The 23,734-nt window shown below is 70.5% G+C and carries 2 pseudogenes (1 of these 2 only partly in view); both read right to left on the minus strand.

The features are described 5' to 3' along the window. Window positions 1-15,178, minus strand: a pseudogene (locus ACZ44S_RS04830) (non-ribosomal peptide synthase/polyketide synthase) (it extends 14,273 nt beyond the left edge of the window). Next, window positions 15,161-23,734: pseudogene (locus ACZ44S_RS04835) on the minus strand (amino acid adenylation domain-containing protein); the annotation flags it as partial. The pseudogenes ACZ44S_RS04830 and ACZ44S_RS04835, both read right to left, overlap by 18 nt.

Genomic DNA, 23,734 nt, shown 5'->3' on the forward strand with positions numbered 1-23,734 from the left:
CCGCCTGGACGCGGGCGTCCTGCTCGATCGCGGTGGCTCCGCGCAGGTCCTCCTCGAAGAACGGAACCGGCACTCCCCTGCGCACGATCTGAAGGGGGCGGTCCACTCCCTCCCAGAGGATCGAGGTGCGCAGCGCCGGATGGCGGTCCAGGGTGGCCTGCCACGCGGCGCGCAGGCGGCCGGGGTCCAGGGGTCCGTCCAGCTTCCAGTGGGTCTGCTCGACGTAGACGCCCGAAGTGGGGTCGGCCAGGCTGTGGAAGAGCATGCCCTGCTGGAGCGGGGACAGCGGGTAGATGTCCTCGATCGAGCGGTCGCCGAGGACGAGCCGGTCGAGCGCCTCCTGGCCGAGGCCCGCCAGCGGAACGTCGGCCGGGGTCAGGCCGCCCGATCCGGGCTCGGTGCAGTGCCGGATCAGCGCCCGCAGCCGGGTGAGGAACTCGTCGGCGACGGCGGCGATCGTCTCGGGGCGGTGCAGGTTCCGCGAGTACGTCCACAGCAGGCTCAGCCGGTCCTCGCTGACGACCGCGTCGATCTCGACGGCGCAGGCGCGCCGGCCGGAGGCGGCCGTGTTGGATCCGGCCGGCTCCGGCAGGGGGGCGAAGGCGGTGCCCCGCGCGCCGGCGGCCTCGCCGGTCCCCGAGGTGTCGATCCGCCCGAGGTAGTTGAAGTTGACGGCGCTGGGCATCCCGCCGGGCGCGTGCTTCAGCCCGTGGCCGATGCCGCGCCGCGGCACCGCGCGCAGCTGCTCCTTGACGGCCTTCAGGGCGGCTGCCGGCTCGTCCCCGCCCGGGGTGAGCGCGACCGGGAACAGCGAGGTGAACCAGCCCACCGTGCGCGAGAGGTCCACGTCGTCGAAGAGGTCCTCGCGGCCGTGGCCCTCCAGCGCGACGGAGACCGACTCCTGGCCCGTCCACCTCGACAGCGTCTGCGCCAGCGCGGTGAGCAGCACGTCGTTGATCTGCGTCCGGTAGGCCGCCGGGACCTCGGTCAGCAGGGCCCGGGTCTCCTCGGCGTCCAGCTGGACCGTCTGCTGCCCGCCGGAGTCGATCGTGTTCTCCCCGTCCGGGAAGTCCAGCGGTACGCCGGTGACGGGCACGCTCTCCCAGTACGCGTCCTCGTCGTCCAGCGCGCCGCTTCCGGCCAGCTCCGCCAGCCGGTGCGCCCACTGCCTGAACGAGGTGGTCTTCGGGCCGAGGTGGACGTCGCGCCCGGCCAGGGCCTGGTCGTAGCCGGTGCCGAGGTCCTCGAGGAGGATGCGCCAGGAGACCGCGTCGACGGCCATGTGGTGGACCGCGATCAGCAGCCGGCCGGGCGACAGCAGGACGAACCGGGCGACCGGGCCGTTCACCAGGTCCAGGCTCGCCTGGACGTCGTCGGCGTCGCGGCCCTCGGCGTCCTCCAGTCCCTGCGCGTCCGGCTCGGCGAACCACTGCCGGTTGCCGTCGGAGCGCAGGCGCAGCGCGTCGTGGTGGGCGAACAGGGCCCCGACCGCCGCGGCGAGGGCGCCCCTGTCCAGGCCCTCGACATCCAGTAGCGCCGACTGGTTGTAGTGGTTCCGGTCCGGCAGTTCCTGCGCGTGGAACCAGCGCTGGATCGGGGTGAGCGGCGCCTCGCCGGTCACGGTGCCCTGTTCGGCGTGGACGGTCCCGAGGCCGGTGGCATCGGCGGCCTCGGCCAGTTCGGCGATCGTCGGGTGGTCGAACAGCTGCTTGGGAGACAGCCCCAGGCCGCGCCGCCGCAGCCGGGCGACGACCTGGATGGACAGGATCGAGTCCCCGCCCAGCTCGAAGAAGTTGTCGTGCGCTCCGACCCGGTCCAGGCCCAGCACCTCGGCCCACACCTCGGCGACGGCGGTCTCGACGGGGCCGCGCGGGGCGACGAACGCGGTGGCCAGGGCGGGCCGTGCGCCCTCGGGCGCGGGCAGCGCGCGCCGGTCGACCTTGCCGCTCGGCGTGAGCGGCAGGACGTCCAGGACCACGAACGCGGAGGGCACCATGAAGTCGGGGAGCGAGCGCTGCAGGAACGCCCTCAGCTCGCTCGGGCCGGGCGGTGTCCCGCGCGGTACGACATAGCCCACGAGCCGCTTGTCCGTGCCGCTTCCGACCACGTCGACGACCGCGTCGCGCACCTCGGGGTGGGCCGCAAGGGCCGCCTCGGTCTCGCCGGGCTCGACGCGGAAGCCGCGGAGCTTGACCTGCTTGTCGACGCGGCCGATCACCTCGAGGGTGCCGTCCGGCAGATACCGTCCCAGGTCCCCGGTCCGGTAGAGACGGGCGCCGGGCTCCTGGGCGAACGGGTCGGCCACGAAGCGGCTCGCCGTCTGTCCGGGCTGCCGCAGATAGCCGCGGGCCAGGGAGGGGCCCGTCACGCAGATCTCTCCAGGTGCGCCGGTCGGCACCGGCTGCAGCCGGTCGTCCAGGACGTGGACACGGCTGTTGGGCAGCGCGCGGCCGACCGGGACGCGGTGCGGTGACAGCCCGGTCCCGGCGGGGGTCAGCTCGGCGAGCGTGCAGCCGACCGTGACCTCCGTCGGGCCGTACGCATTGAGCAGCCGGCAGCCGGAGTTCTCGGTCAGCTCGAACCAGCGCCGGACCGCGCCCGGTTGTGCCTGCTCGCCGCCGATGACCAGCAGCCGCAGCGCGTCCGGAACGGTCTCGACCGTGGCGACCAGCTCGTGCCAGTAGGCGGTGGGGAGCATCAGGACGTTCGCGGACAGGTTCTCGCAGGCCTTCAGCAGGTCGGGCGGGGTGGGCGTCGCGGTACCCGCGAACACCAGGGTGGCTCCCCCGGTCAGACAGGGCATCAGCTCGTCGATGCTCGCGTCGAACGCGGGCGAGGAGAACTGCACGACCCGGTCGCCCGCGCCGATGGAGTACAGCCGCTGTGCGGCGGCGACATAGGCCGCGAGGGCGCCGTGCTCGATCAGGGTGCCCTTGGGGCGCCCGGTCGATCCGGACGTGTAGATCACATAGGCGAGGTCGTCGGCCGAGAGGTCCGACGGATCGGGTGCGTGCTCGTCGTGGCTCCAGGTGTCCGGCGCGTCGAGCAGGACGACGCGCGCGTCCCCCGCGGGCAGGCCGCCGGACGTGTCGCGCCGGGCCAGGACGATCTGCGCGCCCGTCTCGGCGAGGATCAGCCCGGTGCGTTCGGCGGGATACGCCAGATCCAGCGGGACGTACGCGGCGCCGGCCGCCAGCGTCCCCAGGAGACCGACGACCATCTCGAGGGAGCGCTCGGCACCGACCGCGACGAGCGTTCCCGGCCCGGCGCCGAGAGCGCGCAGGTGACGCGCCAACCGCTCGGTGGTGGCATGCAGTTCGCCGTAGGTGATCTCGCGGGCGCCGTCGACGACCGCCAGCGCGTCGGGCGTCCGCCGGGCCGTGCGGGCGAACTGCTCCGGCACCATCTGCTCGGGGACGGTCAGGACGTCGTCGTTCCCGCCGGTCAGCAGGACGGCCCGCTCGTCCTCGGTGAGGGGCGAGAGCTCGGCGACCAGGTCGTCGAGCCGCCCGGGTATCTGCTCCAGCAGCCGGAGGTACTGCGCGACCAGCCGTTCGACGGTCGCGTCGTCGATGCGCCGGCGGTCGTACGACAGGTCCAGGGCGAGGCCGTCGCCCACGACGACCGCGACGGAGAGCGGGTAGTTGGTGTGTTCCCGGTTGTCGATGCCCGACATCCGCAGGGTCCGGGCGTCGTCCTCGGAGCCGTCCGACGGTCCGGCGGCGGTGGCGCTGACGGGGTAGTTCTCGAAGACGAAGAGCGTCTCGAACAGCGGCGCTCCCGCATCGACGTCGCTCCAGGACTGGATCTGTGCGAGCTGGCTGTACTCGTACTGCCGCAGCTCCGTCTGCTCCTTCTGGAGCCGGTCGAGCCATGCGCCGACACGTTCCGCGTCACCGATCCGCACGCGCACGGGCAGTGTGTTGATGAAGAGACCGATCATCTCCTCGACACCGGACAGGTCGGCCGGCCGGCCGGACACGGTGGTGCCGAACACGACGTCCCGGGTGCCGCCGTACCGGGCGAGCAGCAGCCCCCAGGCCGCCTGGGCGATGGTGTTCACGGTGAGGTGGCGCGAGCGTGCGAGGGCGGTGAGGGCGTCGGAGACGTCCCGGCCGATCGCGGCCCGGTGGGTTCCCGGTTCGGAGTCGCCGTCGCTGTCCGCCCGGCCTGCGGGCCGGGCGAACGTCAGCGGCGTCGGCGACTCGAATCCGTCCAGAGCGGTCCGCCAGAAGCGCTCGGCGGCGGACGCGTCCTGCTTCCCGAGCCAGTCGATGTACTCGCGATAGGGCCGCACCGGGCGTGCCGCGAACTGCGGGTCCCCGTAGCGGCCGAACACCTCGTTGAGTACGGCGACCAGGCTCCAGCCGTCGAGGAGCACGTGGTGGAAGCTCCAGATCAGCCGGTGCACCCGCGGCGCCAGCCGGACGAGGGTGACCCGCAGCAGCGGGGCCCGGGCGAAGTCGAAGCCCTCGGCCTGGTCCGCGTCCAGCAGTTCCCGCAGTCTCCGCTCCTGCTCGGCCCCGGACACTCCCGCCAGATCGTGCCGGGTGAACGGCACCTTCACCTTGGCCCGCACGACCTGCACCGGCTGCTTGGTCTTCTCCCACAGGAAGGCCGTACGCAGGATGGGGTGGCGGTCGACGGTCTCCTGCCAGGCCCGTTCCAGGGCCCGCGGGTCCAGCTCGCCTTCGAGCAGCCACTGCGCCCGCTGGAAGTACATGCTCGAATCCGATGCGAGCAGCCCGTGGAAGAGCATGCCCTGTTGCAGGGGAGACATCGGGTAGATGTCCTCAACGTTGCCCCGACTCTGTTTCATCGGTGGTTACTCCTTGTCCAAGTCGTCGAGGGCGTCGAGCAGCGAATCGAGCTCGCCTGCCTCCAGGCCTGCCAGCGGGAAGTCGGAGGGGGTCACTCCTCCGGCCTCCGGACTGAGGCAGTGGTCGATGAGCACCCGCATCCGGGCGATGAAGTCCTCGGCGAGGCCGGTGACGGTGGCGCGGTCGTGCAGGTTCGACGAGTACGTCCAGGCGACGTTGAGCCGGCCGTCGCGGACGGCGGCGTTCACGTCGAGGGTGTGCGCGCGGTGGCCGAGGAGCGACACCGGCCGGCCGGCGGGTTCGTCCACCGGGGTGAACGGTTCGTCGCCGGTGGCGGTGCCGCCGTCGAGCTGTCCGAGGTAGTTGAAGGACAGCCCGGTGGGCAGCGCGGTCAGGTCGTGGGTCAGGCCGTAGCCGACGCCACGGCGGGGGACGGCGCGGAGTTGTTCCTTGACCGCCTTGAGCGCCGGACCGGGTTCCTGCCCGCCCGGTTCCAGGGCGACGGGGAACAGGGAGGTGAACCAGCCGACCGTGCGCGAGACGTCGACGTCGTCGAACAACTCCTCACGGCCGTGGCCCTCCAGCGCGACGGAGACGGTCTCCTGGCCCGTCCAGCCGGTCAGGGTCTGGGAAAGCGCGGTCAGCAGAACGTCGTTGATCTGCGTCCGGTAGGCCGCCGGCACCTCCGTCAGCAACGCCTGCGTCTCCGCCTCGTCCAGCTCGACCGCGAGCGACTCGGCCGAGGCCAGCGTGTTCTCGCCGCCGGGGTGGTCGACGGGCAGGGCGGTGGCCGGGACGGTGTCCCAGTACGCGTCCTCCGCCGGGTCGGCCGCCTGCCGGAGACGCTTCGCCCACTCCTTGAACGAGGTGGTCTTGGCCGCGAGCGGGGCACCCTGGTAGGTGGCGGCGAGGTCTTCGAGCAGGATGCGCCAGGAGACTCCGTCGACGGCCATGTGGTGGACGGTGATCAGCAGCCGGTCCCCGGGCAGGAGCACGAACCGGGCCACCGGGCCGTTCACCAGGTCCAGGCTCGCCTGCACGTCGTCCGCGGTGCGTCCGTCCGCGTCCTCCAGGCCCTGGCCGTCGGGCTCGGCGAACCACTGACGCGTGCCGTCCGACCGCAGACGCAATGCGTCATGGTGGGTGAGGAGCGTCTCCACCGCCGCGGCCAGGGCCTGCCGGTCGGCGCCTGCGACGTTCAGCAACACCGACTGGTTGAAGTGGTCCTGCTCGGGGAGCTCCTGACCGAAGAACCAGTCCTGGATCGGGATCAGCGGTGCTTCGCCCGTCACGACGCCCTGCTCGGCCTGGACGGACTCCACTCCGGCGACCAGGGCAAGGTCGGCGACCGTGGGGTGGTCGAACACCAGCTTCGGCGTGATTCCCACCCCCCTCGCACGGGCACGCGCCACCACCTGGATGGACAGGATGGAGTCCCCGCCCAGCTCGAAGAAGTTGTCGTGCACGCCGACCCGTTCGACACCCAGGACCTCGGCCCACACCTCGGCCAGCACCAGCTCGGTACGGTCCCGGGGAGCCACGTACTCGGCGTGCACGGCCTCCGGGGCGGGCAGGGCGCGCCGGTCCAGCTTGCCGCTCGGAGTGAGCGGCAGCTTCTCCAGCACCATGACGACGGCCGGGACCATGTATTCCGGCAGAGAGCGGGCCACGAACTCCCGCAACTCCTCCTGCTCGACGAGATCCTCGCCGGCCGGGGTGACGTAGGCGACGAGTCGCTGGTCGTGGACCAGCACCACCACGTCCTGCACCGCGGGGTGTCCGGCCACGGCCGCCTCGACCTCGCCCAGCTCGATCCGGAAGCCACGCAGTTTCACCTGGTCGTCCGCGCGGCCGACGAATTCGAGCACACCTTCGGCGGTCCACCGCACCACATCACCGGTGCGGTACAACCGGTCACCCGGCCCGCTGCCGAACGGGTCCGCGACGAACCGCTGGGCGGTCTGGCCCGGGCGGTGCAGATAGCCTCGGGCCACGCCGGCGCCGCCGATGAACAGTTCGCCGGAGACACCTGTCGGGACGGGTTCCATGCGCTCGTCCAGCACGTACGCCGTGGTGTTGCCGAGGGGCCCGCCGATCGGCACGCCCTGCGCTCCTTGCTCCAGTTCGGGGACGGCGTAGGTGCAGGCGAAGGTGGTCGTCTCGGTCGGGCCGTAGCCGTTGACCACCCGCAGGCCCGGTACCGCCTGCTGTGCCGCCCGCACATGGCGGACGGACAGCGCCTCACCGCCGACCAGGATCCGTTCGAGGCCGGTCAGCACCGAGGGGTCCTCGTCCACGACGGCGTTGAACAGGGAGGCAGTCAGCCACAGGTTTCGCACCCCGTGACCGGAGATCAGACCCGCGAGGTCGGACACGCCCACGACACCGGGCGGGGCGACCGCCAACCGGCCGCCGTGGATCAGCGCGCCCCACAACTCGAACGTCGAAGCGTCGAACGCCAAGGGCGCCAGCAGCATCTGTGTACTGTCCGGACCGAACCCGGCATAGGTCTGCCCCCACACCAGCCGCACCACCGACCGGTGCTCGACCACCACACCCTTCGGCCGGCCCGTCGAACCCGACGTGAACATCACATACGCGACATCGTCCGGAGCCACCACCACACCCGGATCGGCAGTGGAGCCGGAGAGGTCGTCCAGCAGCACCACCTCGGCGAACCGGTCCGCGAACGACCGCTCGGTCACCACCAGTCGCACATCGGCGTCGGCCAGCATGAACTCGGTGCGCTCCGCCGGATAACCCGGATCCAGCGGCACATAACCGGCCCCGGCCTTCCACACACCGAGCAATACCGCGGGTACTTCCGCACTGCGGTCCAGGCAGACCCCGACCAGCGAACCCGGCTCCACACCCGCCGCGATCAGCGCATGCGCCACCTCATTCGCACGGGCATCCAGGTCGGCATAGGAGACGGACTCCTCACCGAACTCCACCGCCACCGCATCCGGACGCAGATGCGCCTGTGCGGACACCAGCTCATGCACGGGCCGGCCCGGCAGGTCGACGGCGGTCGCATTCCACTGCGTCAGGAGCCGGTCCCGCTCGCCCTCCGCCAGCACCGACAGGCTCGTGACCGTGGCGTCCGGCGGAGCTTCGATGAACTGCTCCAGCAGGCCGACGAAGGCCGAGGTGAGACGCTCGGCCCGCTCCGCGCTGAAGCGGGACCGGTCGTAGAACACCTCCACGCCCAGGCCGTCTCCCGGCATGACCACGACGGTGAGGGGATAGTTGGTGTGTTCGCGCAGTCCGAGCGAGGTCACGGCCACACCGTCGCCGAGGGGTTCGGCGCCGCCTTGACCGAGCGGGTAGTTCTCGAAGACGAACAGGGAGTCGAACAGCGACCCGCCGGCCGGGATCTCGCTCCACCGCTGCACGTCGGCCAGCGGGGTGAACTCGAACTCACGCAACGCGGCGTGGTCGTCCTGGATGCCCTGGAGCAGGTCCGTGAGGCGGGCGTCCTCGTCCACCCGGACCCGTACGGGCAGCGTGTTGATGAACAGACCCACCATGCCTTCGACGCCGTCGAGGCCCGCCGGGCGACCGGAGACGGTCGTGCCGAACACGACATCCGAACCGCCACCGAACCGCGCCAGGACCAGGCCCCATGCGGCCTGCGCCACCGAGGCCACCGTCACCCGCGCCGCCCGCGCCACCGCTCCGAGACCGGCCGCGGCCTCCGCGGACAACACCGTGCCCACCCGCCCCGGTTCTGCCTCGGGCTCCGGCAGGTTCGCCGGACGGTCCTCCGGAAGCTCCGTCGGTGTCTCGAAGCCGGACAGGGCCTCCCTCCAGTACGCCTGCGCCGCACCCAGGTCCTGTTCACCGAGCCAGCCGATGAACTCCCGGTACGGACGCACCGGTCCGGGCACCGCACCGGACTCGTACTCCGCGAACACCTCACCCAGCAGCGCGGTCGCACTCCACCCGTCCAGCAGCACGTGGTGGAAACTCCACACCAGGTGGTGCACCGTGTCGGCGACGCGGATCAGCCGGACCCGCAGCAGCGGCGCGTCGGCGAAGTCGAACCCCTGGCGGCGGTCCGCGGCCACGAGTGCTTCGACCTGGGCCTCTCCGCCGGGAAGGTCGATCAGCTCGTACGGGAGCTCGACCCCGGTGTGCACGAGCTGCAGAGGCCTGCCGCTGTCGTCGAGCCGTACCGAGGTACGCAGGATGGGATGGCGCTCGACGGCCGACTGCCAGGCGGCCCGGAGCCTGTCGGCGTCGAGCGGTCCGTCGAGCCGCCAGTGGATCTGCTCGACGTACATGCCCGAGTCCGGCTCGGCCAGGGCGTGGAACAGCATGCCCTGCTGCAGCGGCGACAGCGGGTAGGCGTCCTCGACGGAGCGGTCGCCGTCCACCAGCCGGTCCAGCGTCACCTGGTCCAGACCCGCCAGCGGCACGTCGGACGGCGTCAGGCCACCGGCCTCCTCGGTCAGGCAGTGTTCGATCAGCGCGCGCAGCCGGACGACGAACTCCTCGGCCAGCCCCTCGACCGTCGCGCGGTCGTGCAGGTTGGACGAATAGGTCCATGCCAGGGTCAGCCGTCCGGCTGCCACGGACCCGTTCACCTCGATCGCGAAGGCCCGCTCCCCCGTGGGGGCGGCCGGCGCGCCCATCGGCTCGTCGGCCATGCCGAAGGGGCCTCCGGCAGTACCGCCCGAGTCCATTCGGCCGAGGTAGTTGAAGGACAGTCCGGCGGGCAGGGCGGTCAGGTCGTGGGTCAGGCCGTAGCCGACACCACGGCGCGGGACGGCGCGGAGCTGTTCCTTGACCGCCTTCAGCGCCGGGCCCGGGTCGTCCGCTCCGGGGGTGAGCGGGACGGGGAACAGGGAGGTGAACCAGCCGACCGTGCGGGAGACGTCGACGTCGTCGAACAACTCCTCGCGGCCGTGGCCCTCCAGGGCGACGGTCACGGTGTCCTGGTCGGTCCAGTCGGTCAGGGTCTGGGAAAGCGCGGTCAGGAGAACGTCGTTGATCTGCGTCCGGTAGGCCGTCGGCACCTCCGTCAGCAACGCTCGGGTCTCGGCCTCGTCCAGCTCGACCGCGAGCGTCTCGGCGGACGTGACCGTGTTCTCGCCGCCCGGATGGTCAGTGGGCAGGGCGGTGGTCGGGACGGCGTCCCAGTAGGCGTCCTCGGCCGGGTCGGCCGCCTGCCGGAGGCGCCCGGCCCACTCCTTGAAGGAGGTGGTCTTGGGGGCCGGGGAGGCGCCCTCGTAGGCGGCGACCAGGTCTTCGAGCAGGATGCGCCAGGAGACTCCGTCGACGGCCATGTGGTGGACGACGATCAGCAGCCGGTTTCCGGGCAGGAGCACGAACCGGGCCACCGGGCCGTTCACCAGGTCCAGGCTCGCCTGGACGTCGTCGGCCGTGCGGCCGTCCGCGTCCTCCAGGCCCTGGCCGTCGGGCTCGGCGAACCACTGACGGGTGCCGTCCGAGCGCAGACGCAGCGCGTCGTGATGGGTGAGCAGCGTGTCCACCGCTGCGGCCAATGTCTCCCGGTCCACGCCGGTCACATCGAGCAGCACGGACTGGTTGAAGTGGTTCCGCTCCGGCAGGTCCAGGCCGTAGAACCACGACTGGATGGGCGTGAGGGGTGCCTCGCCGGTGACGAGGCCTTGCTCCGCCTGGACGGACTCCACCCCCGCGACCAGGGAAAGTTCCGCGACCGTGGGGTGGTCGAACACCAGCTTCGGAGTGAGGCCCACACCCCGCGTCCTGGCCCGGGCGACCACCTGGATGGACAGGATCGAATCCCCGCCCAGCTCGAAGAAGTTGTCGTGGACGCCGACCCGGTCGACACCCAGCACCTCGGCCCACACCTCGGCCAGGACCGTCTCGATTTCGGTCCGCGCGGCCACGAAGCCGGTCTCCAGACCGAGCCGCCCGGTGTCCGGGGCGGGCAGGGCGCGGCGGTCCAGCTTCCCGCTCGGCGTCAGCGGCAGTTGCTCCAGGACCACGAACACCGACGGGACCATGTACTCCGGCAGGCTCTGTCCCAGGAACTCCCGCAGCTCGGCCACGCCGGGCACCGGGTCGTGCGCGGCCGGGGTCAGATAGGCGACCAGACGGTCTTCCCTGACCACTACCACCGCGTCGCGGATCGCCGGGTGAGCGGCCAGTGCGGCTTCGATCTCACCGGGCTCGATACGGAAACCGCGCACCTTCACCTGATGGTCGGCCCGGCCCAGGTACTCAAGCGTCCCGTCCGCACGCCACCGTCCCAGGTCACCCGAGCGGTACAACCGCTCACCCGAACCCGCAACGAACGGGTCCGCGACGAAACGCTCAGCGGTCAGACCCGGCCGGCCCAGATAACCACGGGCCACACCAAGGCCCCCCACACAGATCTCACCCGGGACACCGACCGGCACCGGCTCCAGCCGGTCGTCCAGCACATACACCCGCACATTCGGGATACCCCGGCCCACCAACGGCCTGGCATCAGCATCCGCAACGTCCGTCCAGGTCACGTGCACGGTGGTCTCCGTGATGCCGAACATGTTCACCAGGCGCGGACCGGCGGATCCCACCGCGGTGAACCACTCCTGCAGGTGCGCGGTCTCCAGCGCCTCGCCGCCGAAGATCACCCACTTCAGGTGGGCCTGCGACATCCGGCCCGAATGCACCGCCGCCCGCGCCACCTGAGCAAACATCGACGGCGTCTGGTTCAACACCGTCACACCCTCGCCCACCAGCAGACCCCACAACCCCTCAGGCGAACGAGTCAGCCCACGCGGCACCACCACCACACGCCCACCCGACACCAACGCGCCCCACAACTCCCACACCGAGAAGTCAAAGGCGTACGAGTGGAACAACGACCACACATCACCCGGCCCGAACCCGAACCGCTCCCGCGTCCCCGCCAGCAGATTCACCACATTGCGGTGCTCGACCAGCACACCCTTCGGCCGACCCGTCGAACCCGACGTGTAGATCACATACGCCACATCACCCGGCGCGACCTCAACCCCCAACGCGGCAGCGGACTCCTCCCCCACCCCGGCCCCACCGTCAACGACGCACACCTCACCGCCAAAGCCCGCCAGCTCCGGCAGACGCGACACGAACTCGTCCTCGACCAGCAGCAGCTCCGCACCCGAATCGGCCAGCATGAACGCCAGACGGTCCGCCGGATACTCCGGATCCAGCGGCACATACCCCGCCCCCGCCTTCAACACCGCCAACAGAACGACCGGCAACCGCTCCGAACGCCCCACACACACGCCCACCAGCGAACCCGCACCCACACCACGCGCAAGCAACACCCGCGCCAGCCGATTCGCCCACCCGTCCAGCTCCGCATACGACAACACCCGGCCCTCGAACGAAACCGCTGCCGCATCCGGCGTCAGCCGCGCCCGCTCCGCGACCAGTTCATGCACGGGCCCGGGACACACCTCCACAGCCGTGTCGTTCCACGAGCTGAGCAGTTGCAGACGGTCCTGGGGCGCCAGGACGGACAGTGCGTCCACCGGCATGCGCGACACATCAGCGGAGGCCAGTTCGGTGAGCAGGCGAAGGTAGGAGTTGAGGACGCGTTCGATCGCCTCGGCGTCGAACCTCCGCTCGTCGTAGAAGGCGTGGACCGTGATGCCGTCGCCGGGGACGGCGACGACCGTCAGCGGGTAGTTGGTGTGCCCTCGGGACTCCACGACCTCGAAAGTCAGGGCCTGCCGTTGGACGGCGTCCGGCGCGGCGCTGAGCGGGAAGTTCTCGTGGACGAAGAGTGTCTCGAACAACGGGTCGCCGGCCGGGACGTCGCTCCACCGCTGCACATCGGCCAGCGGGCTGTACTCGTACTGCCTCAACTCGGCCTGCTCGGCCTGGAGACGCTGCAACCAGTCTTCGACCGGCTCGCGGTCGTCCACCTGTACCCGCACGGGAAGCGTGTTGATGAACAGGCCCACCATGCTTTCGACGCCGTCGAGGCCCGCCGGTCGACCCGACACCGTCGTCCCGAACACCACGTCCCGGCGGCCGCTGTAGCGCGACAGCAACAGACCCCACGCCCCCTGAGCCAGGGTGCTCAGCGTCAAGCGCTGCGAACGCGCCAGGCGAGCGAGCCCGTTGAGCGTCTCGGCGGGGAGGCGGACCTCTCCCATACCCACGCGGCCCTTTCCGGGTTCGTCGTCGGGCCGGGGCGCGGGACCCGGGTCGAACGGGGTGACTTCCTCGAAGCCCGCGAGTCGCCGCCGCCAGAATTCCTCGGCCGCGTCCAGGTCCTGCTCGCCGAGCCAGCCGAGGTAGTCGCGGAACGGACGCACATGTTCGTCGCCGCCGGCACTCGGCCGCTCGTACCAGGCGAACACGTCCCGCAGCACCGTACTGAGGCTCCAGCCGTCCAGCAGGATGTGGTGGAAGCTCCACACCAGGTGATACGTCGACGCGCCGAGACGGACCAGGCGGATCCGGAACAGCGGACCGGTGTCGAAGGCGAAGCCGCGCAGCCGGTCGGCCGTCACCAAGTCGTCGATTCGGGAGTCGCGTTCCTCCTCGCCGAGACCGCTCCAGTCGATGAGGTCGAAGGGGACCTCGAAACGGCGGTGCACGAACTGCAGGGGTGCGCCCGTGTCGGTGCCGATCGTCGTCCGCAGCACCGGGTGCCGTTCCATCACGGCCTGCCAGGCGTGGCGGAGGCGGTCGGCGTCGAGTTCGCCGTTCACGCGCCAGTGGATCTGTTCGACGTACAGGCCCGAGTCGGGTTCGGCCAGCGCGTGGAACAGCATGCCCTGCTGCAACGGCGACAGCGGGTACACGTCCTCGACCTGGCGGTCCACGAGCGCGTCCAGAGCCACCTGGTCAAGGCCCGCCAACGGCACGTCGGACGGCGTCAGTCCGCCGGCGTCCGGGGTCAGGCAGTGCTCGATCAGCGCCCGAAGCCGGGTCATGAACTCCTCGGCCAGACCGGCGACCGTCGCACGGTCATACAGGTTCGGCGAGTACGTCCATCCGATGCTCAACCGCCCACCGGAGACCGCGCCGTTGACCTCCACCAGGTGCGCACGCACACCCGATTCGGCGGTCATCGCACCGGCCGGTTCCGCCACCACACGCAGCGGACCGTCCGAGGCCACGGCGTCGAACTGGCCCAGGTAGTTGAAGGACAGTCCGGCGGGCAGGGCGGTCAGGTCGTGGGTCAGGCCGTAGCCGACACCGCGGCGCGGGACGGCGCGGAGCTGTTCCTTGACCGCCTTGAGCGACGCACCCGGGCCGTCCCCTCCGGGAGCGAGCGCGACCGGGAAGAGAGAGGTGAACCAGCCGACCGTGCGGGAGACATCGACATCGTCGAACAACTCCTCACGGCCATGCCCCTCCAGCGCGACGGAGACCGTCTCCTGGCCCGTCCAGGCCGCCAGGGTCTGCGCGAGCGCGGTCAGCAGCACGTCGTTGATCTGCGTCCGGTACGCCGCCGGCACCTCCGTCAGCAACGCCTGCGTCTCCGCCTCGCCCAGCTCGACCGCCACCGACTCGGCGGAGGCGACCGTGTTCTCACCGCCCGGATGATCAACGGGCAGGGCAGTGGTGGGGACGGTGTCCCAGTACGCGTCTTCCGCGGGATCGGCTGCCTGCTGCAGCCGGGTGGCCCACTCCTTGAAGGAGGTGGTCTTGGGAGCCGGCGGGGCACCCTCGTAGGCGGCAGCCAGGTCTTCGAGCAGGATCCGCCAGGAGACCCCGTCCACGGCCATGTGGTGGACGACGATCAGCAGCCGGTCCCCGGGCAGGAGTACGAACCGGGCGACCGGGCCGTTCACCAGATCCAGGCTCGCCTGAACATCGTCGGCCGTGCGGCCGCCCGCGTCCTCCAGACTCTGGCCGTCGGGCTCGGCGAACCACATGCGCGAGCCGTTCGAGCGAAGACGCAGGGCGTCGTGATGGGTGAACAGCGTCCGGACGGCAGTGTCGAGCGCCTGCCGGTCCACGCCGGTCACATCGAGCAGCACCGACTGGTTGAAGTGGTTCCGCTCCGGCAGATCCAGGCCGTAGAACCACGACTGGATGGGCGTGAGAGGTGCCTCACCGGTGACAAGGCCCTGCTCCGCCTGGACGGACTCCACCCCGGCAACCGACGCCAGGGCACCGACCGTGGGGTGGTCGAACACCAGCTTCGGCGTGATCCCCACACCCTTCGCGCGGGCCCGGGCGACCACCTGGATGGACAGGATCGAATCCCCGCCCAGCTCGAAGAAGTTGTCGTGGACGCCGACCCGGTCGACACCCAGCACCTCGGCCCACACCTCGGCCAGGACCGTCTCGATTTCGGTCCGCGCGGCAACGAAGCCGGTCTCCAGACCGAGCCGCCCGGTGTCCGGGGCGGGCAGGGCGCGGCGGTCCAGCTTCCCGCTCGGCGTCAGCGGCAGGGCATCGAGCACGACGAACACCGCCGGAACCATGTACTCCGGCATGCTCTGTCCTGCGAACTCGCGTAGCTCCGCCACCCCGGGGAGCGTGCCGCCCGCGGGCGTCAGGTAGGCGACGAGCTGCTGCCTGCGGACCACGACGACCGCGTCGCGGACCGCCGGGTGGGACGCCAGGGTCGCTTCGATCTCGCCGGGTTCCACCCGGAACCCGCGTATCTTGACCTGGTCGTCCAGCCGGCCCAGGAACTCGATCACTCCGTCCGGCCGGTACCGGGCCAGGTCACCGGTCCGGTAGAGCCGGGCTCCCGCGACGCCGCCGAACGGGTCGGCGACGAAACGCTCCGCGGTCAGGCCCGGGCGGCCCACATAGCCCCGCGCGATGCCCACGCCACCGATGAACAGCTCACCCGGCACGCCCGGCGGGACCGGCTCCATCGCGTCGTCGAGAATGTAGATCTCGGTGTTGGCGATCGGCCGTCCGATGGGCACGAGCACCCCCGGTGTGCCCGGTGCGCAGGCCGAGAAGATCATCGCGATTGTCGCCTCGGTCGGACCGTAGCCGTCGTGGAGTTCCGCGCCGGACACCGCGCCGAACCGGTCCACGAGCCGGGTGGTCAGTGCCTCGCCCATGCAGAACACCAGCCGCAGCCGCGCCGGCGGGGTGAAGCCGTAATCCAGCAGGGCCTCCAGCATCGAGGGCACGAAGTGAAGCACCGTGATCCGCTCGTCGGCCACGGCCTGCGCGAGGTACCCGGCGTCGGCGTGGCCGCCCGGACGTGCCATCACCACGGCGGAGCCCGCCGCCAGGGGCCAGAACAGGTCCAGTACCGAGACGTCGAACGTCAGCGGCGTCTTCTGCATGACCCGGTCCTCGTCCGACAGGGGGTACCGGTCCTGCAGGGACAGCACACGCCGCACCAGGCCCCCATGTTCGACGGCCACGCCCTTGGGCCGGCCCGTCGAACCCGAGGTGTAGATCACGTAGGCCACGTCGTCGGGGGCCACCGTCACCTCCGGGTGGGAGGCCGGTCCGTCGATCTCCTCCACCGCCAGGACGACGCCGTCGAACGCGGGCATGCGCTCCACCAGCGAGCGCGTGGTCACCAACACGTCCACGTCTGCGTCGGCCACGATGAACTCGAGGCGATCCGCCGGGTAGTCCGGGTCCAGGGGGACGTAGCCGGCGCCGGCCTTCCATACGCCCAGCAGGACCGGTACCACGTCGAGCCCGCGTTCCAGGCAGACGCCCACCAGCGACCCGGCACCGGCACCGGCGTCGACCAGTGCGTGCGCCACGGAGTTGGCCCGTGCGTCCAGTTCCGCGTACGACATCCGGGCACCCGCGAACTCCACCGCGGTCGCGTCCGCCGCGAGCCGGGCCCGCTCCGCGATCACCTCGTGCAGCAGGAGATCGCCCGGGTGGTCGACGGCCGTGTCGTTCCACTCCCACAGCACCCGTCGGCGCTCGTCCTCACCGAGCAGCGACAGGCCGGCGATCGGTGCCTCGAGCGACGAGGCGGCGATCTGCTCCAGCAGTTCGACGTAGGCGGCGCCCAGACGGCCGATGTCGTCGCCGTGGAATCGGTCCTGGTCGTAGAACATCTGGACCGACAGGGCCTCGCCGGGCATGACGATGGCCGTCAACGGATAGTTGGTCTGCTCCGTCATGGGCAGCGGGGTGATGTCGAGGCCGTTGTCCGCCGGGTCACCCTCGACGCTGCCGAGCGGGTAGTTCTCGAAGACGAAGAGCGACTCGAACAGCGCTTCACCGGCCGGGATCTCGCTCCATCGCTGTACGTCGGCCAGCGGACTGTACTCGTACTGGCGCAGTTCGAGCTGTTCGCGCTGAAGGTGTTCCAGCCACGCGCCCACGGAGGTTCCGCTGTCGACACGGACCCGCACGGGAAGCGTGTTGATGAACAGGCCCACCATGCTCTCCACACCGGCGAGCGTGGGCGGGCGGCCGGAGACCGTGGCACCGAAGACCACGTCCTGACTGCGGCTGTACCTGGACAGCAGCAGGGCCCAGACCCCCTGGGTGAGGGTGTTGAGGGTCAGACCGCGGGCCCGTGCGAGTTCGGCCAGGGCCGCGGTGGTACGCGTCGGCAGGGTCGTCCCGAAGACGCCGGGGCCGGTGTGCCCGTCCCCGGACGCGGCGGATCGCTCGATGCCCAGCTGGGTCACCGAGGAGAATCCGGCGAACTTCTCCCGCCAGTACGTCTCCGCGGCGTGCAGGTCCTGATCCTGCAGCCAGGCGATGTAGTCGCGGTACGGCCGCACCGCCGCGGCGTCGCCGACGCTGCCGGAGCCGCCGTACCGGGTGAACACCTCGCCGAGGACGGAGGACAGGCTCCAGCCGTCGAGCAGGATGTGATGGAACGTGCAGAGGACGTGGTGACCCGAGTCCTCCGTGCGCATCACGCGGACGCGCACGAGCGGAGCGGTCGCCAGCTCGAACCCGCGACGGCGATCGGCCTCGTTCAGGCGGTCGACCTCGGCCTCGGGGTTCTCGACCCCTCGCAGGTCGAGGATGTCGAACGGTATGCGTACGTCGGCCCGGACCACCTGTAGCGGCCGTTCGGCCTGCTCCCATGCGAACGAGCTGCGCAGGATGGGATGGGCGTCCACGGTGGCCTGCCAGGCGTGGCGGAGGCGGTCGGCGTCGAGTTCGCCGTTCACGCGCCAGTGGATCTGCTCGACGTACAGGCCCGAGTCGGGTTCGGCCAGCGCGTGGAACAGCATGCCCTGCTGCAACGGCGACAGCGGGTACACGTCCTCGACCTGGCGGTCCACGAGCGCATCCAGAGCCACCTGGTCAAGGCCCGCCAACGGCACGTCCGACGGCGTCAGACCGCCGGCGTCCGGGGTCAGGCAGTGCTCGATCAGCGCCCGAAGCCGGGTCATGAACTCCTCGGCCAGACCGGCGACCGTCACACGGTCATGCAGGTTCGGCGAGTACCTCCATCCGATGCTCAACCGCCCACCGGAGACCGCGCCGTTGACCTCCACCAGGTGCGCACGCACACCCGATTCGGCGGTCATCGCACCGGCCGGCTCGGCCACCACACGCAGCGGACCGTCCGAGGCCACGGCGTCGAACTGGCCCAGGTAGTTGAAGGACAGTCCGGCGGGCAGGGCGGTCAGGTCGTGGGTCAGGCCGTAGCCGACACCGCGGCGCGGGACGGCGCGGAGCTGTTCCTTGACCGCCTTGAGCGACGCACCCGGGCCGTCCGCTCCGGGAGTGAGCGCGACCGGGAAGAGAGAGGTGAACCAGCCGACCGTGCGGGAGACATCGACATCGTCGAACAACTCCTCACGGCCATGCCCCTCCAGCGCGACGGAGACCGTCTCCTGCCCGGTCCAGGCCGCCAAGGTCTGCGCGAGCGCAGTCAGCAGCACGTCGTTGATCTGCGTCCGGTACGCCGCCGGCACCTCCGTCAGCAACGCCTGCGTCTCCGCCTCGCCCAGTTCCACCGCCACCGACTCGGCGGAGGCGACCGTGTTCTCACCGCCAGGGTGATCAACGGGCAGAGGAGCGGCCGGGATTGTGTCCCAGTAGGTTTCCTCGGCGGGGTCCCCGACGGTCTGCAGACGGGTGGCCCACTCCTTGAACGAGGTCGTCTTCGCCGGCAGCGGGGCATCTTCGCAAGCGGCGGCCAGGTCCTCCAGCAGGATCCGCCACGACACTCCGTCCACGGCCATGTGGTGGACCGCGATCAGCAGCCGGTCCCCGGGCAGGAGCACGAACCGCGCCACCGGGCCGTTCACCAGGTCCAGGCTCGCCTGGACCTCGTCGGCCGTGCGGCCGTCCGCGTCCTCCAGCCCCTGGCCGTCGGGCTCGGCGAACCACATGCGCGAGCCGTCCGACCGCAGACGCAATGCGTCGTGATGGGTGATCAGCGTCCGGACGGCCGCGTCGAGGGCGGCACGCTCCACGCCCGTCACACCGAGCAGCACCGACTGGTTGAAGTGGTTCCGCTCCGGCAGGTCCAGGCCGTAGAACCACGACTGGATGGGCGTGAGAGGTGCCTCGCCGGTGACGACGCCCTGCTCCGCCTGGACGGACTCCACCCCCGCGACCAGGGAAAGGTCCGCGACCGTGGGGTGGTCGAACACCAGCTTCGGAGTGATCCCCACACCCCTCGCACGGGCCCGGGCGACCACCTGGATGGACAGGATGGAGTCGCCGCCCAGTTCGAAGAAGTTGTCGTGGACTCCGACCCGTTCGACGCCCAGGACCTCGGACCACACCTCGGCCAGCACCAGCTCGGTACCGGTCCGGGCCGCAACGTACGTGGCGTGGATGGCGGCAGGTGCGGGGAGTGCGCGGCGGTCGAGTTTCCCGCCCGGGGTCCGGGGGAACGCCTCGAGCCTCATGTAGATCGCCGGGACCATGTGCTCGGGCAGCGTCCGCTGCAACCCCGCACGCAGTTCCTCGTCCGCCACCCCGGCCGACTCGATCAGATACGCCACGAGCCGGCCGTCGCGGACGACGACGGCCGCGTCCTGGATACCGGGGTGGCGGGTGAGGGCGGCTTCGATCTCACCCAGCTCGACCCGGAAACCACGCAGTTTCACCTGATCGTCGGCGCGGTCGATGTACTCCAACACCCCATCAGGCAGCCGCCGTACCAGGTCACCGGTCCGATACAACCGGGCCCCCGGCACCCCGGTGAACGGATCCGCCACGAACCGCTGCGCGGTCAGACCCGGCCGCCCCAGATAGCCACGCGTCACACCATGACCACCCACGAACAGCTCACCGGCGACACCGACCGGCACCGGCTCCATCCGCCCGTCCAGCACATACAACCGGGTATTGGGCAACGGCCGGCCGATCGGCACACTCGTAGCGGTCACCGGCCCGTCCACCGGCATCACCGACACACACACCGTGCCCTCGGTCGGACCGTACGCATTGACGAACCGAGCTCCAGGGAACTTCACGGCCAGCTGCGGCGAACACTTCTCACCGCCTGCGATCACCACCCGCACACCCGGCAGCTCATCGACCACCGACAGCACCGACGGCGGCAACATCACATGCGTGATCCCCTCCGCCACGACCTGCCCCACCAGCTCATCAGCGGAAAACCCCTGCCCACGCCCGCTCAGACACAGCTCACCACCCCACGCCAGAGCCATGAACGTCTCCCACACCGCACCGTCAAAACTCGGCGAGGAGAACTGCAACACCCGGCAAGAGGGACCAAGACCGAAGTCCCTGCCCGCCGCACCGATCAGATTCGCCAGCCCGCTGTGCTCGACCAGCACACCCTTCGGCCGCCCCGTCGAACCCGACGTATAAATCACATACGCCACATCCGACGGCCCCACCTCCACGGCAACAGACTCCGCCGGGGTGACAAGGTCCACCTCGTCGATCAGCAGGACGTCCGCGTCATGCTCCGGGAGCCGCTCCACCAGCTCACCATGGGTGACCAGCACCCGCGCGCCGCTGTCGGCCAGCATGAAACCCAACCGATCGGCCGGATACTCCGGATCCAGCGGCACGAAAGCAGCACCCGCCTTCAGCACCGCCAGCCACACCACCGGCACATCCACCGACCGCCGCAAACACACACCGACCAGCGAACCCGCACCCACACCACGCGACCGCAACACCCCCGCCAACCGATCCGCCCGCGCCACCAACTCCCCATAGCTCAAGTGGACGTCGCCGAAACGGACCGCCACCCCGCCCCCGCGCTGAGCGGACACCCACTCATGCACCAGACCCGGCCGCACCTCCGCAGCCGTCTCGTTCCACCCCACCACCAGACGAGCACGCTCATCGTCAGACAGCACCGACAGCTCATCGACCGGAAGATCGGGGGCGGCCACCAACTGCTCCAGCAGCCGCTCATAGGCACCCGCCAGCCACTCGACCGCCCCGGCATCGAACCGACGCGGATCGAACAACAACTGCAGCGCCATCCGCTCACCCGGCATGACCACCGCGGTCAGCGGATAGTTCGTGTGCTCCCGCACCCCCGCCGGAACCACCCGCACCCCACCGGACGAGCCTGTCCCGCTCTGGCCCAGCGGATAGTTCTCGAACACGAACAACGACTCGAACAACGGCTCACCGGCCGCCACATCACTCCACCGCTGCACATCCGCCAACGGCGCATAGTCGAACCGCCGCAACTCCGCCTGATCCCGGTGCACCCGCTCCACAAGATCCAGCGCCGAACCGTCACCCACCCGAACACGAACCGGGAGCGTGTTGATGAACAGACCCACCATGCCCTCAACACCCGCCAGATCAGCCGGCCGGCCGGACACCGTCGTCCCGAACACCACATCCCGCTCACCACTGACCCGCGCCAGCAACAACGCCCACGCCGCCTGCACCACCGCATTCACCGTCACCCGACGCGAACGCGCCAACACCGACAACGCCGATGAGGTGTCCGCGCTCAAGACGACACCGTGGGTTCCGGGCTCGCCTTCCGGCCCGGCGGCCGGGCGGTCGACGCCCAGGGGCGTCGACTCGGTGAAGCCGGCGAGGGCGCCACGCCAGTACGTCTCGGCGGCATCAGCGTCCTGCTCGTCCAGCCAGCCGATGAACTCCCGATACGGACGCCGTACAACGGACTCGTCGCTGTCGGCGAAGACATCGGCGAGGACCGTGCTGGTGCTCCACCCGTCAAGCAGGATGTGGTGGAACGACCACACCAACACGTGGGCCTCGGAGGACTCCCGTACTAGGTGAACCCGCATCAGCGGCGGCGCACTCAAGTCGAAGCCACGGACACGGTCCGCGTCGAGCAGGTCCCGCAACCAGGCTTCCTGCTCCGTCTCCGCCAGTCCTGAGACGTCATGGAACTCGAACGGAACGTCCTGCCCGCGACGCACCACCTGGAGGGGCCGCGGTACTCCTTCCCATACGAATCCCGTGCGCAGGATGGCGTGCTGGTCCATCGCCTTCTGCCAGGCGGCGCGCATCCGGTCGATGTCCAGGTCGCCTTCGAGCCGCCAGTGGATCTGCTCGACGTAGAGGCCGGAGTCGGGTTCGGCCAGGGCGTGGAACAGCATGCCGTGCTGCAGCGGCGACAGCGGATACACGTCCTCAACCTGGCGATCACCGCCCACCAGCCGGTCCAGCGCCGCCTGGTCCAGGTGTGCCAGCGGCACGTCCGAGGGAGTCAGGCCACCGGCCTCCTCGGACAGGCAGTGCTCGATCAGCGCCCGCAACCGCATCACGAACTCGTCCGCCAGCCCCTCGACCGTCGGGCGGTCATGGAGGTGGGCCGAATAGGTCCACGTGACGCTCAGACGACCACCGGAGACCGCGGCATTGACCTCGATCAGGTGCGCTCGGCGACCCGTTGCGGCTTCCGCCGCACCTGAGGGTTCGTTGACCGTGTCGAAGCCCTCGGAGTCAAACTGTCCGAGGTAGTTGAAGGACAGGCCGGTGGGCAGGGCGGTCAGGTCGTGGGTCAGGCCGTAGCCGACACCGCGGCGCGGGACGGCCCGCAGTTGCTCCTTGACCGCCTTCAGCGCAGTGGCCGGGCGATCAGCGCCCGGGGTGAGCGCGACCGGGAACAGGGAGGTGAACCAGCCGACCGTGCGGGAGACGTCGATGTCGTCGAACAACTCCTCACGGCCGTGACCCTCCAGCGCGACCGAGACGGACTCCTGCCGCGTCCATGTCGCCAGGGTCTGGGCCAGCGCGGTCAGCAGGACGTCGTTGATCTGCGTCCGGTAGACCGCGGGCACCTGTGTCAGCAGCGCCCGGGTCGTCTCCTCGTCCAGCTCGACCGCAACCGACTCGGCGGAGGCGACGGTGTTGTCGCCGGCGGGGTGGTCGACGGGCAGTTCGGTGACCGGGACGCTGTCCCAGTACTCGTCTTCCGAGGGGTCACCGGCCTGTCGGAGACGCTTCGCCCACTCCTTGAACGAGGTGGTCTTGGGAGCCGGCGACGCGCCGCTCCTGACGGCGGCCAGGTCTTCGAGCAGGATCCGCCAGGAGACCCCGTCCACGGCCATGTGGTGGACGACGATCAGCAGCCGGTCCCCGGGCAGAAGCACGAACCGTGCCACCGGGCCGTTCACCAGGTCCAGGCTCGCCTGAACGTCGTCCGCCGTCCGGCCGTGCGCGTCCTCAAGGCCCTGGCCGTCGGGCTCGGCGAACCACTGACGCGTGCCGTCCGAGCGCAGACGCAGGGCGTCGTGATGGGTGAGCAGGGTCCGAACGGCCGCATCGAGGGCAGCACGGTCGACACCCGTCACGTCGAGCAGGACCGACTGGTTGAAGTGGTTCCGCTCCGGCAGGTCCAGACCGTAGAACCACGACTGGATCGGCGTAAGGGGTGCCTCACCGGTGACAAGGCCCTGCTCCGCCTGGACGGACTCCACCCCGGCAACCGATGCCAGGGCACCGACCGTGGGGTGGTCGAACACCAGCTTCGGGGTGATGCCCACGCCCTTGGCGCGGGCCCGGGCGACCACCTGGATGGACAGGATCGAGTCGCCGCCCAGCTCGAAGAAGTTGTCGTGGACGCCGACCCGGTCGACGCCCAGCAC

The organism is Streptomyces malachitofuscus, from assembly GCF_055571035.1.